The sequence below is a fragment of the Pseudonocardia yunnanensis genome, from assembly GCF_039534065.1.
Taxonomy (GTDB): domain Bacteria; phylum Actinomycetota; class Actinomycetes; order Mycobacteriales; family Pseudonocardiaceae; genus Pseudonocardia; species Pseudonocardia yunnanensis.
Window position 1 is genome coordinate 506696 of record NZ_BAAAUS010000001.1, and the last position, 13765, is coordinate 520460.

Sequence of the window (13765 nt, forward strand, 5' to 3'; positions counted from 1 at the left end):
CGCCTCGAGGAGGTGGGCGATGCTGGAAGACCATGAGCGGGAGACGCTGCGCGAGGTCGAGCGCCGGCTCCTCGCCGATGACCCCGAGTTCGTCAGCGAGTTCCAGGCCCGCCAGTCGCACCTCCGTGGGCGCACCATCCGGTTCGGCACCATCGTCGCGATCGTGATCGCGCTGCTGCTCGTCGGATTGATGCTCGCGGCCGGGTCGGTGGGTGGCGCCGTGCTGTGGATCGTTGCGACCGCAGTGGTCTGGGCGATGTGGAGCCACTCCACCAGGAAGAAGCGCCGCGGCGGCGACTAGAGCTTCCGGGGCGGGTGCCAGTCGAGGCAGACCGCGGTGGCGTCGTCGTTCAGCTCGCCGTGGCAGGACTCGGTGACGGCCCGCGTGATGTGCCGGACGAGTTCGGCGGGCGGAAGGTGCCGGTGGTCGGCCAGCAGGGCCGCCAGGCGGCGGTAACCGAACTCCGGCTCACCACGCTGATGCGCCTCCGTGATGCCATCGGTGAACAACAGCAGCCGATCACCGGGCTGCAGCCGGATCGGGTGCAGCGGGTATCGAGCCGGCACGACCAGCCCCAGCGGTAGAGAGGCGGGAAGAACCAGCTCGCTGACCGCCCCGTCACGCAGCAGCAGCGGAGGCGGGTGTCCCGCGTTGATGATCGTCCCGACACCGACGTCCACGTCGAGGTCGAGGAGGAGCCCGGTGACGAAGTCCGCGCCGGGGAACTGGTCCACCAGGTGCTGGTTGGCCGACTCGGCCTGCTCCACGATCGTCGACCGCGCGCGGCGGGCGTTACGCATCGCGGTAACCGACAGGCTGGCCAGTAAAGCGGCTCGCAGCCCGTGGCCGGCGGCGTCGCTCACGCCCACCGTCAACCGGTGGGCGCTGATCGCGTAGTCGAAGTTGTCGCCACCGATCTCGTACGCCGGCTCCACCGTGCCCGCGATGGAGAACGCGGGAAGCTCGAACGCGAGGCTGGGCAGCAGCTCCCACTGGATCTCCGCGGCCAGCCCCAGCTCCCGGCGGCGCCGCAGCATCTCGAACCGGTCGGTGTAGCGGCGCGCCCCGGTCAGCACGTGCCCCAGCACCCGCGTCACGTCCTCGAGCACCGGCGCCACGTCCGGATCCATGCTGTCGCCGGGCAACGTGACCGCCAGGACCCCGAGCCGCTCGGCACGCACCGACACCGGGAGATAGACGACCAGCGCAGGTTTTCCCTCGCCGCCCGCCACGGCCCCGGCCGCAGCGGCCTCGGCGGGATGCTCCACAACCGCTGTGACCTGGCGCTGTTCGCGGTAGGCCTCCCCCGCGGCGCTGTCGATCAGGTCCTGCGGACGGACCGCCGCGGCGACGGGGCCGTTCGCGACCGGCTCCAGTGTGGCCTCGGCGTAGTCGGCCAGCAGCAGAACGCATGCCCGGGCCGCCAGATGCCTGGTCAGCCAGCTCGAACAGACGTCCACCAGCTCCGTGGGAGGCGCTTCGTCCAGACTCCGCAGCAGCTCCCCGACCCTGGGTCGGGCAGCAGCGGTCCGCTCGGTCATCCACCCACCCTGTCACCAGTAGTGCTGTGGGTGTCAGTACGGGGCTACTGACGCGGTGGCGGATCCGACTCGACACACCGCCCGCCCTGACGGTCTCGCGTACCGGACATCTGTCATCGCACCGCCGCAAGGGAATCGACGAGCCGGTCGACGTCCGGTGTGCTGATCAGAATCTCGTGATAACCCAGCTCCTCCCGGAACTTGTCGTCCACGACAAGGCGTAGTGCGGGCACCCAACGGCGGACGCTCACGAACCGGCTGGTCGAAGTTCCGATGCCCCAGCGACCCAGCTTGAGGATCCCGGTCACCACCAGTCCCGACCGTGCCACTCCCGTGGCTGCCGCACGGGTGGGCAGCTCCACCCGCTCTGCTCCGCGTACCTCGCCCAGCGGCACCACGAGCCGGGTCCGCCCCCCGCAGAACAACTTCTCGACGGCCGAGAGCGTGACCGTGACCGCGTGCTCGTCGACATGGACAGTTGCCATCTCGTTCCCCCTTCTAGACTGTTACCACTAACAGTATTGATACCAGATTTGGAAACGGTGGTCCAGATTGTCCCAGGAGACGTCCCTCGCGGATCTGCTGCACCAGCCGGTGCGGTGGCGCGTTGTCCAGGCCCTGATCGGGCGGTCGCTGACGACCGGGCAGCTCGCCGAGCTGTTGCCCGAGGTCCCCACGACCACGCTGTATCGCCACGTCGGCGTCCTGGTGAAGGCCGGCGTGCTGCTCGTGGTGGAGGAACGCCGGGTCCGGGGCGCGGTCGAACGGACCTACGAGCTCAACACCGCCGCGGCGGACTCCGACAACGCCGGCCCCGACCGCGACCGGCTACGAACGATGTTCACCGTCTTCATCGCCGGGCTGGCCGCAGACTTCGACCGTTACCTCGACCGGGACGATCTGGACCCGGTCCGGGATCGGGTCAGCTTCCGGCAGGCCGCGCTCTGGCTGTCCGACGAGGAACTCGAACAGCTTCAGGCTCGCCTGACGGAGGCGTTCGAGCCGTTCCTGGAACAGCAGGATGCGCCGGGCAGGACGCGGCGCATCCTGTCCACGACGTTCATCCCCGATGCCTGAACGTGTCCCTCAGCGCAGTTCGAGACCGGCCAGCCCGCCCTCTGCGCGCCACTTCGCCAGCATCTCGAAGAACGCGGGTGAGCCGGCCCCGTACGCAGCGTTGCGCGCTGCCTGTGGGGACGGCATGCCCTCGTTGTTGTAGTAGCCGGGCGTGCATTCCTCCAGCCAGGCCCGGCGCCGCTCGCTGAGGGCCACGATCGTGTCCACCCATTCCGTCTCGGCCGGTGCCGACGCCTCCACGGTGGCGACGCCCTGGTCGGCACAGTGCCGGACGATGTAGGCGATGTGCTGTGCCTGCTCGGCCAGCATGTGCGGGAAGTTCACGGTGAACCCGGTCTGGGTGTTGCTGACGATGAAGCAGTTCGGGAAGCCACGGCTGTGCATCCCGTGGAAGGTGGCGGCGCCGTCCTTCCACTTGTCGCTGAGCGTGGTGCCGTCACGGCCGTGGATCTCGAACCCGGCCCGTCGGGTGTAGCCGGTGCCGACCTCGAAGCCCGTGGCGTAGATCAGGCAGTCGAGCTCGTACTCGCGGCCGTCGACGACCACACCGCGCTCGGTGATCCGCTCGACCCCGCGGCCCTCGGTGTCCACCAGGGCGACGTTCGGCCGGTTGAACGTGTCGAGGTACTCGTCGTGGAAGCAGGGCCGCTTGCAGAGCTGGTTGTAGTACGGCTTGAGCGCCGCCGCCGTGGCCGGGTCGTGCACGACCTCGTCGACCCGGGCCCGGATCTGTTCCATCTTGCGGTAGTCGGCGAGCTGCACGATGTTGGCGGGGTTGGCGGGGTCGTCGGACGCCGCCTGCCGCGCCCGCGCGACGACCGACAGGTTGCGGATGATGTCGGTCCAGCCGTCGCCGACGAGGTCGTCGTCGGCCTGCCCGCCCGAGACGAGCGTGTTGAAGTTCTCCATCCGCTCCCGCTGCCAGCCGGGCTGCAGGCTCGCCGCCCACTCGGCGTCGGTCGGCCGGTTCGCGCGGATGTCGATGGACGAGGGCGTGCGCTGGAAGACGTAGAGGAGCTCCGCCGCCGCGCCGAGGTGCGGAACGCACTGCACCGCGGTGGCCCCGGTGCCGATGATCCCGACGCGCTTGCCGGCGAGCCCGGGCAGGCCGTCCTCGGCGCGGCCGGTGTAGGCGTAGTCCCAGCGGCTGGTGTGGAAGCTGTGGCCGCCGAACGTCTCGATTCCGGGAACGCCGGGCAGCTTCGGGCGGTGCAGCGGACCGCCCGCGGTGATGACGAAACGGGCCCGCATGCGGTCGCCGCGGTCGGTCGAGACGATCCATCGCGCCGTGTCGTCGTCCCAGCGCAGCTCCGTGACCTCGGTCTGCAGGCACGCACGTGCGTAGAGGTCGAACTTCTCGGCGATCCTGCGGCTGTAGGCGAGGATCTCCGGGCCCTTCGAGTACTTCTCGACCGGCATGTAGCCGGTCTCCTCCAGCAGCGGGAGGTAGATGTAGGACTCGACGTCGCAGGCCGCGCCCGGGTACCGGTTCCAGTACCAGGTGCCGCCGACGTCGCCGCCCTTCTCGATCAGCCGGACGTCGTCGATGCCTGCCTCGCGGAGCCGGGCGGCCACCAGCAGGCCGCCGAAGCCGCCTCCCACGATGACGACCTCGACCTCGTCGGTCAGGGGCTCGCGGGAGAAACCCGGCTCGACGTACGGGTCGTCGAGGTAGTGGGCGAGCGTGCCCTCCGGCTCGCGGTACTGGTCGTTGCCGTCCGGCCGCAGGCGCCGGTCGCGCTCGGCGCGGTACCTGGCGCGCAGGGCGTCGGGGTCGAAGTCGAGTTCCGCCACCATCGATTTCCCCCATTGGTTCTAGAACCGACATTCACCCTATGTGAGCGTCCGCGAGTGCGTCCATCGCTTCCGATGGGGAACAACCCTCGAGGCGCTGCGGTTGGCGGCCGAGGAGGCGGTCGCAGGATCGCCACGGAAGGAGTTGACCGTGCTCGCTCTGCTGGTGGACCACGACGCCCCGGCCGGCCTGCGGCTCGGCGAGACCGCAGATCCGGTCCCCGCGCCCGACGAGGTGCTCGTCGAGGTACGCGCGATCTCGCTGAACCACGGTGAGCTGCGCGGCGTCGTCAACCACCCGGCGGGTCACGTGTCGGGGTGGGACGCCGCGGGCGTGGTGCGCACCGCTGCGGCTGACGGCTCCGGGCCGCCGTCGGGCAGCCGGGTTGTGACGTTCGGGCCGTCGGGTGCGTGGGCGCAGTTGCGGGCGGTCCCGGTCGCCGAGTTGGCGGTGGTGCCCGACGGGGTGGACCTGGGAGCGGCCTCGGCGCTGCCGGTTGCCGGGGTCACGGCGTTGCGTGCGCTGCGCCGGCTGGGTTTCGTGACGGGGCAGCGGGTGCTCGTCACCGGGGCGTCGGGCGGGGTCGGCCGGTTCGCGGTGCAGCTGGGAGCCGCGGCCGGGGCGCACGTGATCGCCTCGGTCGGCAGCGCGGCACGCGGTGAGGGTCTCGCCGAGCTGGGGGCGGCCGAGGTCGTCGTGGGGCTCGAGGGCGTCGAGCCGGGGCTGCACGGCGTGCTCGACAACGTCGGTGGACCTCAGCTCGCCCGAGCGTTCGCCCTGCTCGCGGTGGGTGGGTCGGTGCAGTCCATCGGCGCCACGTCCGGTGAGCCCACCGTGTTCGAGCCGTACGCGACCGTCGGGGAGCTGCGCAGCGTGCAGTCGTTCATGATGGGCGGGCAGCTGGCGGGGGACCTCGCCGTCCTGGTCGGGATGCTCGCCGAGGGCCGTCTCGACCCGCAGATCGGCCGGCGCGGGGACTGGAAGGACGTCGCGAGCGCGGCGGAGGCTCTCTTCGCTCGCCGGATCGCGGGTAAGGCCGTGCTCGACGTGAGCTGACCGGTCACCGCCGAGGTTCACGACGCCTCGCCCAGCACCACGGCGCCGCGATGCAGCTGCCGCCACTGGGTCGGACTCATGCCGTAGGCAGCCCGAAACCTCCGGGCGAAGTGCCCGGCGTCGGAGAACCCCCACATCCGTCCGACGGCCGCGATGGACGCCCGGTGGCCGGAGCGGGAGGCCAGGGTCCGGCGGGCGCCTTCGAGGCGCTCCCGGACCAGCCACGTGCGGACCGTCAAGCCCTGCTGGGCGAACAGCAGGTGGAGATAGCGCACGGAGATGTTGTGTTCGGCGGCGATGCGGGCCGGGCTGAGATCCGCATCGCCCAGGTATGAGGACATGAAGCTGGTGATCCGGGCGTACAGCGACTCGGTCGACGCCGCGCGCAGGGTCGGCTCGGCCGCGGCGGACGCGATCAGGGCACGGACGAGCTCGACCGTCCCGGCGCCGAGCATCGCTCCCGCCTCGGAGCCCTCGACCTGCCCGGCGACGGCACGGACCTGCTGCAGGTGGCGACGGACGAGGTCGTAGAGCGGGCTTCTCGCCAGGAGCGGCGCCGCATCCCGAACGACGTCGACGGGTAGACCGAGCCGCTCGTTGTCGATGTACAGGGCGTCGGCCACCCCTTCTCCCTCGGCGACGTGGTCGAAGGGGGAGGTCAGGTCCACCAGCTGCAGCTCGCCGGGATCGTTGATGGTGTGCTGGTCGGCCCGCGAGCGGGTGGCGCTGTAGCCACCCAGCTGGACCGCCAGCGCGATCTGTTCCGGGGCGCTGATCCGGACGTGCCGCGACAGGCGCGTCAGCCGGTGTCCGGACGCCATGACGTGCACGAGTCTCGCGCCCGGCCCGAGCTGCCAACCGTCGATGCGTACGTTCACATCGGCGCCGTGCCCGGCGAGCTCGACCCGCGCCGGGAGCAGCGCCGAGCTCATCGTGTGCCGTGCAGCCTCGGCACGCTCCTGGACCGACATCGACGCGGTGTCCAGGAGAAGTGTCATCCGCTCACCACACGCTGCTCGGGCCCGCTCGGGGCGCTTCGCTGTCGTCCCAGAAGTGTGCACGCGCAGCACATCGATTGACCGGTGACGTGATTACGTTCTCCCCCGGACGACGAGACGAGCCGCGGATCCGGGCATTTCCGGACAGCGCTATTCCCCCGAGTCGTCACGACATTGAGCGAAGGAGACATCATGGGCGTATTCACCACGAAGGCCGGCGTGGACATCTTCTACAAGGACTGGGGGGCCGGCCGGCCGATCGTCTTCAGCCACGGCTGGCCGCTCAGCTCCGACGCCTGGGACAACCAGCTGAACCTCGTGGCATCGGCCGGCTACCGCGCCATCGCCCACGACCGGCGCGGCCACGGGCGCTCGACGCAGACCTGGGACGGCCACGACATGGACCACTACGCCGACGACCTCGGCGAGCTCATCGAGGCCCTCGATCTGCACGACGCCACGCTCGTGGGCCACTCCACCGGCGGCGGCGAGGTCACCCGCTACATCGGACGGCACGGCACGTCCCGGGTGGCGCAGGCCGTGCTGCTCGGAGCGGTGCCGCCGCTCATGCTCAAGACCGACGAGAACCCCGAGGGGCAACCGATCGAGGCCTTCGACGCCATCCGCGCCGGTGTCACAGCGGATCGGTCGCAGTTCTACAAGGACCTGTCCGAGCCGTTCTACGGCGCGAACCGGCCCGGCGCCACGGTCTCGCAGGGCGCCCGCGATGCGTTCTGGCTGTTGAGCATGCAGGTGGGGATCAAGCCGGCGCTGGACTGCATCAAGGCCTTCTCGGAGACCGACTTCACCGCCGACCTCGGCGCCATCGACGTCCCGACGCTCGTCGCCCACGGGGACGACGACCAGATCGTGCCCATCGTCGCCTCCGCGGAGAAGTCCTCGAAGCTGATCAAGGACGCGACCCTCAAGGTCTACCCGGGCGCCCCGCACGGCCTCACCGGCGCCTACGAGCAGGCGTTCAACGCGGATCTGCTCGCCTTCCTCGACAGCTGACCGTCCGCGCAGCTCCCTGACCTCCGTCCACGCGCTCGGCCGATCGGGGTAGAGGTTTCGTCGGCCGGGCCCTCCGGGAAGAGGGTGGAGGGGGAACCCCTGGCAGCCCCCCGACGATCGCGGGCCTCTGCGATTGAACGGTCTCCGCTGGTACGAGGCGGAGCGACGGGAGGAGTTCAACAGTGGGCGACAACGTCTACCACGTCACCGAGATCGTCGGGACGTCGACGGAGAGCATCGACGACGCCATCCGCACGGCGATCAAGCGCTCGGCGCGCACCCTGCGCAACCTCGACTGGTTCGAGACGGTCGAGATCCGGGGGCACCTCGAGGACGGGGAGATCAAGCACTTCCAGGTGACGCTCAAGGTGGGCTTCCGCCTCGAGGAGCTCACCTAGGACCTACCGGATCCGCCCATGGCACCGGCCCGGCTCCCGAGGGAGCCGGGCCGATGCGCGCACCCGGACCGGGTCAGTGCGTGAGCGCGGCGGCCCGCTTCTTTGCGTCCTTCGCCACGCCCCCGGCCTGGTGTGCAGCCTCACTGCCCAGCGCGGTGGCCCGGACGGCGACGTCGTGGCCGAGCTTGGCCGCCTGGTCGAGAACGGCGGCGCCGGTTGCCTTCTCCAGTGCCGCCATCCTGTGGGTCTTCTTCTCCAGTGCCGCCACCTTCTGGCCGGCAACCTTCTGCAGCTCCGCGGTGCGCTTGGCGGCCCGCTTCTGCAGGTCGGCGCCCCGCTTCTCGGCGGTCTTCTGCAGCTTCGCCGCGCGCTTCTCGGCCCTCTTCCTGGCCTTCGCTGCGCGCTTGACCCATTCGGCGGAAAGGTCGGTGGCGCGTGAGCCCAGGCCGGAACCGGCATGGGAGGCCCGGGCCGAGACCACGGCGCCGGCACCTGGCGCGAGCCCGGCCAGCCCGGCGGCGAGCCCGGCGACCGTGCCCGAGGCGTCGGAGGCCGTGCCCGAGAGCTTGCCGGTCACCTCGTGGGCCGCACCCGAGACCTTGCCGGAGACACCCGCGGCGCTACCGGAGAGCGCCGCCGCCTGCGCCGCGGCCAGTTTCGCGGCCTTGCGCCCACGCCAGCCCAGCGAGGGCTTGCCATGGGTGTCGGCCGCGGCGATCAGCAGCCCACCGAGGAGACCCACGTTCTTCAGGAAGTGGACGATCTGATCCTGCTTCTTCTCCTCGTCGGTCTCCTCCCAGAAGCGGTGACCGGCCGCCGTCGTGGGGATCAGCGTCGCGGCGAGGGCCGTCGCGGACAGGCGCGGGAACTTGCCGAGCGCCAGCATCGTGCCGGCGACGACTTTGACCGCGCCGTCGATCTGCACCAGCAGCACGTCGTCGGGGCGCTCCTGGATGGGCGCCATCTCGACGGCCTTGTCGACGACAGGCGCGACCGCGTCGAGTACCGGCTTCGCCGCCTGAGCGGGGCCCTCGGGAGCCCGGAGAACCTGGATGCCGCTGTAGATGAACAGCGAGGCGAGCATAGGTCGGGCAACACGTCGAAGGAGCATGCCCAACCGTTCCCCGGAGGGGGCCGGATCAAACGCCGGCGCTCAGCTTCGGATGCCATCATGCGCAGGTGACGGACACGAGGCTGGCCATCGGACTCGACATCGGCGGCACGAAGATCGCTGGAGCGGTGGTCGACGAACACGGCACTGTGGTGGCCGAGCACGTCGAGCCCACACCCGCGGAATCCAGCGGCGAGGCCGTCACCGAGGTCCTGCTATCGATGATCGAACGCTTCCGTGCCGACCACGACGTCGTGACCATCGGCGTCGGCGCGGCCGGGATCGTCGAGTGGCCTGCCGGGGTGATGCTCTGGGCACCGAACAACGCCTACCGGGACTGGCCGGTGCGCGAACAGCTGGAGAAGGCCACCACCCTGCCCGTCATCGTCGACAACGACGCCAACGTCGCCGCGCTCGCCGAAGCGCACCTCGGCGAGCCGTACCCCAACATGGTGTTGATCACAGTCGGCACCGGCATCGGCGGCGGACTCGTGCTCGACGGGCAGATCTACCGGGGCCCCACCGGGCTCGGCGCCGAACTCGGCCACATCATCCTCAACCCCGACGGCCCGCGGTGCGGCTGCGGCAACCACGGCTGCTTCGAGGCCTACGCATCGGGCACCGCGCTGACGCGGATGGCCCGGGACGCCGCGGCCGACGACCCAGACGGGCTGATCGCCCGGCTCGGCGCCGAGGACGGCGAGGTGACGGGGCACACCGTGGTGAAGGCCGTGCAGCAGGGCGACGAGACCGCGAAGGCCGTCTTCGCCCGGCTCGGCCGGTGGCTCGGGGTCGGCATCGCGTCGCTGGCCAACATCTTCGAGGTCAATGCGGTGGTCGTGGGGGGCGGTCTCGTCGAGACCGGGGAACTGCTTCTCGCCCCGGCGCGCGCGGCCGCACGTGAGTACGCCTACGCGCCCACCGCGCGCGGCATCGCCCCCGTCCTTCCCGCGACCTTCGGCGCCGATGCCGGGAAGATCGGGGCGGCGCTGCTCGCTCTGGAGCACGTCTGATCCGTCTCCTAGGGTGAGCCGCGTGTCACTCGTCCTCGGTCCGGTCCTGCGTCACGTCGACGAGACGTCCGCGTCGGTCTGGGTGCAGACCCGGAGTGCCGCCACTGTCTCGGTGCTGGGATGCGCGGCACGCACGTTCGAGGTGGCGGGCAACCACTACGCGCTCGTCCCCGTCACCGGCCTCACCCCCGACAGCCGCACGCCCTACGAGGTGGAGATCGACGGTGAGCGGGTGTGGCCGCCGACCACCAGCCCGTTCCCGCCGAGCGTGATCCGCACCCGGGGCCCACGGTCCGAACGCGGCAACCGGATCATCTTCGGGTCCTGCCGGTACTCCAAGGTGACCGACCCCGCGCTCGCCGCGAGCCTGGGCATCGACGCGCTCGATGCCTACGCGGCCCGGATGATCCGGCGGCCACCGGAGGAGTGGCCCGACGCGCTGCTGCTGCTCGGCGACCAGGTGTACGCCGACGAGCTGACGCCGCGGAACCGGCGCCGCATCGCCGGGCGGCGCGATCGTCGCCCGGACTGGCCCGACCACGAGATCGTCGGCTTCGACGAGTACGTCGGGCTCTACCGGGACTCGTGGTCCGACCCCGAGGTCCGGTGGCTGATGTCCACCGTGCCCACCGCGATGATCTTCGACGACCACGACGTGCGCGACGACTGGAACACCTCGGCCGCGTGGCGCGCGGAGATGGGCGCCACCTCCTGGTGGCGCGACCGCATCCGCTCGGCGCTCGCCTCGTACTGGATCTACCAGCACATCGGCAACCTCTCGCCCGACGCTCTCGCCTCCGATCCCGACTACCAGAAGATCAGCAAGTACGACGGCGACACCTGGCCGCTGCTCGTGGAGCTCGCCGACCGCGCCGACGCCGAGATCGACGGCGCAAAGGGGCTGCGGTTCAGCTTCCGCTGGGACCTCGGCCGCAGCCGGCTGGTGATGATCGACTCACGCAACGGGCGCATCCTCGAGGGCGGGCAGCACCTGATGTTGGGCGAGACCGAGTTCTCCTGGATCGAGGAGCAGGTCGAGGCACCCGGGCGGGTGGAGCACCTCGTGATCGGCACCTCGGTCCCCTGGCTGCTTCCACACGCCATCGGGGAGCTCGAGACGGTCAACGAGATCGCCGCCGCCCGGCCCGGGCGGCGGGGGCGCCTCGGCGAGTGGATCCGGCAGGCCGGCGACCTGGAGCATTGGGCCGCCTTCCGCAAGTCGTTCGACCGGCTGACCGCCATGATCGACCGGGCGGCGGCGGGCGGGCCGCTCACGGTGAACGTGGTGTCGGGGGACGTGCACCACAGCTACGCCGCCCGCGCCCACCTTCCGTCCGACGGACGGGCGCCGGTCCACCAGCTCACCTGCTCGCCGGTGCACAACACGATGAGCTGGATGATCAAGCCCGGGTTCCGGCTCGGCTGGTCGCGCGCTGTGGGCCTCCTGGCGGGCCGCTGGGCGGCACGTGCGGGGGCTCCGCCGAAAGCGGTGTCGTGGGAGCGCGTGACGGGGCCGTTCTTCGGCAACATGATCGCCACCCTCGACATCGACGGTGACAGCGCTTCGGTGCTTTTCGAACAGCCGCGCACTGCGGCCACACTCAACGAGCTGGCGCGACTGGAGCTGACCACATGACAGAGCAGACAAGTGCGGCGACGCGGCGGCTATCGGCGATCGCCGGTCAGACCGTCGTCCTACGGCCGGCCACCGCGGCCCACGTCCCGATCTTCCTCGAGATCCTCGGACACCCGGAGATCGAGAAGTGGTGGGGCGGCTACGACCTGGAGCGGGTGCGCCGGGAGCTGCTCGGCCCCCACAGCTATGCGATCGAACTGGCGGGCGAGACCACCGGGCTGATCATCTACCGGGAGGAGCTCGACCCCGACCACCGGTACGCGGCGATCGACCTCGCGCTGCACCCCGACCACCAGAACCAGGGTCTGGGCTGCGACGCCATGCGCGCCATGGCCCGGTTCCTCTTCCGGCACCGCAACCACCACCGCGTGGTGATCGACCCCGCGGCGCACAACGAGCGGGCCATCCGCAGCTGCGAGCGTGCGGGTTTCCGGCGGGTGGGCGTGATGCGGGCCTACGAACAGTCCGCCGACGGAGAGTGGCACGACGGGCTGCTGATGGACCTGCTCCAGGAGGACCTGCCGTAGGACTGCCCGCAGCGTGACGTCACGGACGTCCGCCGCCTGATCAGAAACGGACGAACCCGCGGCGGCGGACGGTCAGCCCGGCGATCGCCAGCACGGCCCCGAGGATGTCGAAGAGCAGCCCGATGTTCTGCATCCCGATGAGGTCCCCGAGGTAGCCGACGACATAGGCACCGATGATGGCGCTGATGATCATTCGCCCGGTCCGGACACGCCGGGTGCTTTTCACGACGCTTCGAGCGATGCCGGTGACGAGGAGCCCGATGAGGATTGCGAAGAAGATCGGGCCGATGATCTGGACGGCCGAGAAGACGGCAGGGCTGACGGTGATGACGGGCACGATTCCTCCGGTGGGGGCCGGGGGCCGCCTTTGGCGGCCCGGCTACGGATGATCAGCCAGCTGATCCGCTCCACACACGGCCCGGCACCCGCGAGGGTTCACGCCTCTCAGAACGGGGTGTGCTCCAGCCAGGTGGCCCAGACCCGCTCGTCGCCGATCACCTGAAGACCCGGGGCGTCCGCGGCGATCCGGCGCGTCATCGCCAGCAGGAGGTCGGCCGCGCTACCGCGGACGGCCGCGTCGCCCTTGCCGTGACCGTGCTCCCATGTGATGCCTGACTCACCGCCACGGACCATCCACTCTCCGTCGGCACCCAGTCCGTCATCCGTGGCGTGCAGGTGCAACGTGGCGCCCGCGGGGAGCGCCCGTTCATCACCCGCCAGGCGCGCGACCAGCAGGTCCAGCCACTCCGAGACGCCGTCCGCCGCCATGTCGGGCTCGACGACGAACGGAACGTCCAGTGCCAGTGCAACGTCCGCGCGGTGAACGACGGACTCGTGCAGTCGGCGCCGGATCCACCACGCCGCCGGCTTCGGGCCGATGAACGTCCAGACCGGGACGTCGGCGCCGGTGCCCGCCACCGCGTCGACCAGCAGGCGTGCACTCTCGGTGATCCACACGACGGCGTCGCTCGCGTCGGCAGGCGGCTTCCCGTCGGGCACCGCGCGCATGTCGACGCGATCCTCGGCCCGCTCCCGCACGATCATGGCGCTCCACCGGTCGCCCCGGCCGACGTGGGCCAGAAGTTTCTGCAGGTCCCACCCCGGGCAGGTGGGCACGGGGTGGGCCGGATCGGCGGCGGCCACGAGTTCGCCGAACAGGCGGTTCTGATCGATCAGGGAGTCGGCGTACTGCACATCGGTGACGGTAGCCCCCACGATCGGGGGGCACGATCGTGACGTGGAGTACGCGAAGGGGGCCGGACGCATGACCGGTAGCCGGATCGGGTAGGAACTCGACTATGGCGCGCGACGCACGGGAATGGACTGTCCCCGCCCCGCTGCGGGCACTGATGTGGTGGCCGGCGGCCGCCTTTGTGCTGGTCATGATCGTCCCGGAGGCTGCGGCAACCTCCATCGCGGCGTCCGGAGTGGCGCTGGTGGCGCTCGGCGCCGTGGGTCCTGTGGTGGTCCGTCGGCTACGCGGTCCTGCCGCCGTCAGCGGCGCGGTCGTCGAGCCCCCGGCGCAGGACCCTCCGACCGTCGAGATCGAACTGCCAACCGTCGAGATCAAGCCTGCTCGCCGGGTGGCCTGACACACT

General features: G+C 70.7%; 16 protein-coding genes. 9 read left to right on the plus strand and 7 right to left on the minus strand.

The features are described 5' to 3' along the window. Positions 1–19: 19 nt before the first annotated feature. Complete coding sequence (locus ABD743_RS02245; protein WP_344718237.1) at positions 20–301, plus strand: DUF3040 domain-containing protein; 282 nt, start codon at positions 20–22, stop codon at positions 299–301. Here the strand turns inward: ABD743_RS02245 and ABD743_RS02250 are convergent. Both ABD743_RS02250 and ABD743_RS02255 read right to left on the minus strand, forming a co-directional pair. Then, positions 298–1542, minus strand: a complete 1245-nt coding sequence (locus tag ABD743_RS02250; protein WP_344718239.1) for a PP2C family protein-serine/threonine phosphatase — start codon at positions 1540–1542, stop codon at positions 298–300. The genes ABD743_RS02245 and ABD743_RS02250 overlap by 4 nt on opposite strands. 113 nt (positions 1543–1655) lie before the next feature. Continuing rightward, on the minus strand, positions 1656–2027 hold the full coding sequence (locus ABD743_RS02255) for a hypothetical protein (RefSeq protein ID WP_344718242.1): 372 nt from the start codon (positions 2025–2027) through the stop codon (positions 1656–1658). Positions 2028–2094: 67 nt separating this feature from the next. On the opposite strand from ABD743_RS02255, the gene ABD743_RS02260 reads away from it, so the two are divergent. Beyond that, positions 2095–2619, plus strand: a complete 525-nt coding sequence (locus tag ABD743_RS02260; RefSeq protein ID WP_344718244.1) for a helix-turn-helix domain-containing protein — start codon at positions 2095–2097, stop codon at positions 2617–2619. Positions 2620–2628: 9 nt separating this feature from the next. Here the strand turns inward: ABD743_RS02260 and ABD743_RS02265 are convergent, their stop codons facing one another. Then, positions 2629–4416 (minus strand): flavin-containing monooxygenase, encoded by a 1788-nt coding sequence (locus tag ABD743_RS02265; RefSeq protein WP_344718246.1) that lies wholly within the window; start codon positions 4414–4416, stop codon positions 2629–2631. A 148-nt stretch (positions 4417–4564) separates the two neighbouring features. Here ABD743_RS02265 and ABD743_RS02270 point away from each other — a divergent pair, with 148 nt between their 5' ends. Beyond that, complete coding sequence (locus tag ABD743_RS02270; RefSeq protein ID WP_344718248.1) at positions 4565–5470, plus strand: zinc-binding dehydrogenase; 906 nt, start codon at positions 4565–4567, stop codon at positions 5468–5470. A gap of 17 nt (positions 5471–5487) precedes the next feature. On the opposite strand, the gene ABD743_RS02275 is transcribed toward ABD743_RS02270, so the two are convergent. After that, positions 5488–6468, minus strand: coding sequence for a helix-turn-helix domain-containing protein (locus tag ABD743_RS02275; RefSeq protein WP_344718250.1), 981 nt, complete (start codon positions 6466–6468; stop codon positions 5488–5490). A gap of 192 nt (positions 6469–6660) precedes the next feature. Here ABD743_RS02275 and ABD743_RS02280 point away from each other — a divergent pair, with 192 nt between their 5' ends. After that, the gene (locus tag ABD743_RS02280) at positions 6661–7482 is read left to right on the plus strand and encodes an alpha/beta fold hydrolase (RefSeq protein ID WP_344718252.1); all 822 of its coding nucleotides are present in this window, start codon (positions 6661–6663) and stop codon (positions 7480–7482) included. 182 nt (positions 7483–7664) lie between these two features. Beyond that, positions 7665–7880, plus strand: coding sequence for a dodecin (locus ABD743_RS02285; protein WP_344718254.1), 216 nt, complete (start codon positions 7665–7667; stop codon positions 7878–7880). 73 nt (positions 7881–7953) lie between these two features. On the opposite strand, the gene ABD743_RS02290 is transcribed toward ABD743_RS02285, so the two are convergent. Further along, on the minus strand, positions 7954–8964 hold the full coding sequence (locus ABD743_RS02290) for a DoxX family protein (protein WP_344718256.1): 1011 nt from the start codon (positions 8962–8964) through the stop codon (positions 7954–7956). Between the two features lie 95 nt (positions 8965–9059). Here ABD743_RS02290 and ABD743_RS02295 point away from each other — a divergent pair, with 95 nt between their 5' ends. From ABD743_RS02295 to ABD743_RS02305, 3 genes are read left to right on the plus strand one after another with little or no spacing between them, the layout of a single operon-like run. Continuing rightward, positions 9060–10004 (plus strand): ROK family protein, encoded by a 945-nt coding sequence (locus ABD743_RS02295; protein WP_344718258.1) that lies wholly within the window; start codon positions 9060–9062, stop codon positions 10002–10004. A gap of 22 nt (positions 10005–10026) precedes the next feature. After that, the gene (locus tag ABD743_RS02300; RefSeq protein ID WP_344718261.1) at positions 10027–11640 is read left to right on the plus strand and encodes an alkaline phosphatase D family protein; all 1614 of its coding nucleotides are present in this window, start codon (positions 10027–10029) and stop codon (positions 11638–11640) included. After that, a complete protein-coding gene (locus ABD743_RS02305) occupies positions 11637–12167 on the plus strand; it encodes a GNAT family N-acetyltransferase (RefSeq protein ID WP_344718263.1) in 531 nt (176 codons plus the stop codon). The genes ABD743_RS02300 and ABD743_RS02305 overlap by 4 nt, the downstream gene beginning before the upstream one ends. Before the next feature lie 40 nt (positions 12168–12207). Here the strand turns inward: ABD743_RS02305 and ABD743_RS02310 are convergent, their stop codons facing one another. Next, positions 12208–12504, minus strand: coding sequence for a hypothetical protein (locus ABD743_RS02310; RefSeq protein ID WP_344718265.1), 297 nt, complete (start codon positions 12502–12504; stop codon positions 12208–12210). Between the two features lie 107 nt (positions 12505–12611). Beyond that, positions 12612–13361 carry a maleylpyruvate isomerase family mycothiol-dependent enzyme gene (locus tag ABD743_RS02315; protein ID WP_344718267.1) on the minus strand — a complete coding sequence of 250 codons (750 nt, stop codon included), beginning with the start codon at positions 13359–13361 and terminating at the stop codon, positions 12612–12614. 104 nt (positions 13362–13465) lie between these two features. On the opposite strand from ABD743_RS02315, the gene ABD743_RS02320 reads away from it, so the two are divergent. After that, a complete protein-coding gene (locus ABD743_RS02320; RefSeq protein ID WP_344718269.1) occupies positions 13466–13759 on the plus strand; it encodes a hypothetical protein in 294 nt (97 codons plus the stop codon). Positions 13760–13765: the final 6 nt, after the last annotated feature.

Excerpts from the sequence above, each read along its gene's own strand:
- ABD743_RS02245 (WP_344718237.1), top strand. The coding sequence starts at position 20 with ATGCTGGAAGACCATGAGCGGGAGACGCTGCGCGAGGTCGAGCGCCGG.
- ABD743_RS02250 (WP_344718239.1), bottom strand. The coding sequence starts at position 1,542 with ATGACCGAGCGGACCGCTGCTGCCCGACCCAGGGTCGGGGAGCTGCTG.
- ABD743_RS02255 (WP_344718242.1), bottom strand. The coding sequence starts at position 2,027 with ATGGCAACTGTCCATGTCGACGAGCACGCGGTCACGGTCACGCTCTCG.
- ABD743_RS02265 (WP_344718246.1), bottom strand. The coding sequence starts at position 4,416 with ATGGTGGCGGAACTCGACTTCGACCCCGACGCCCTGCGCGCCAGGTAC.
- ABD743_RS02275 (WP_344718250.1), bottom strand. The coding sequence starts at position 6,468 with ATGACACTTCTCCTGGACACCGCGTCGATGTCGGTCCAGGAGCGTGCC.
- ABD743_RS02280 (WP_344718252.1), top strand. The coding sequence starts at position 6,661 with ATGGGCGTATTCACCACGAAGGCCGGCGTGGACATCTTCTACAAGGAC.
- ABD743_RS02290 (WP_344718256.1), bottom strand. The coding sequence starts at position 8,964 with ATGCTCGCCTCGCTGTTCATCTACAGCGGCATCCAGGTTCTCCGGGCT.
- ABD743_RS02305 (WP_344718263.1), top strand. The coding sequence starts at position 11,637 with ATGACAGAGCAGACAAGTGCGGCGACGCGGCGGCTATCGGCGATCGCC.
- ABD743_RS02320 (WP_344718269.1), top strand. The coding sequence starts at position 13,466 with ATGGCGCGCGACGCACGGGAATGGACTGTCCCCGCCCCGCTGCGGGCA.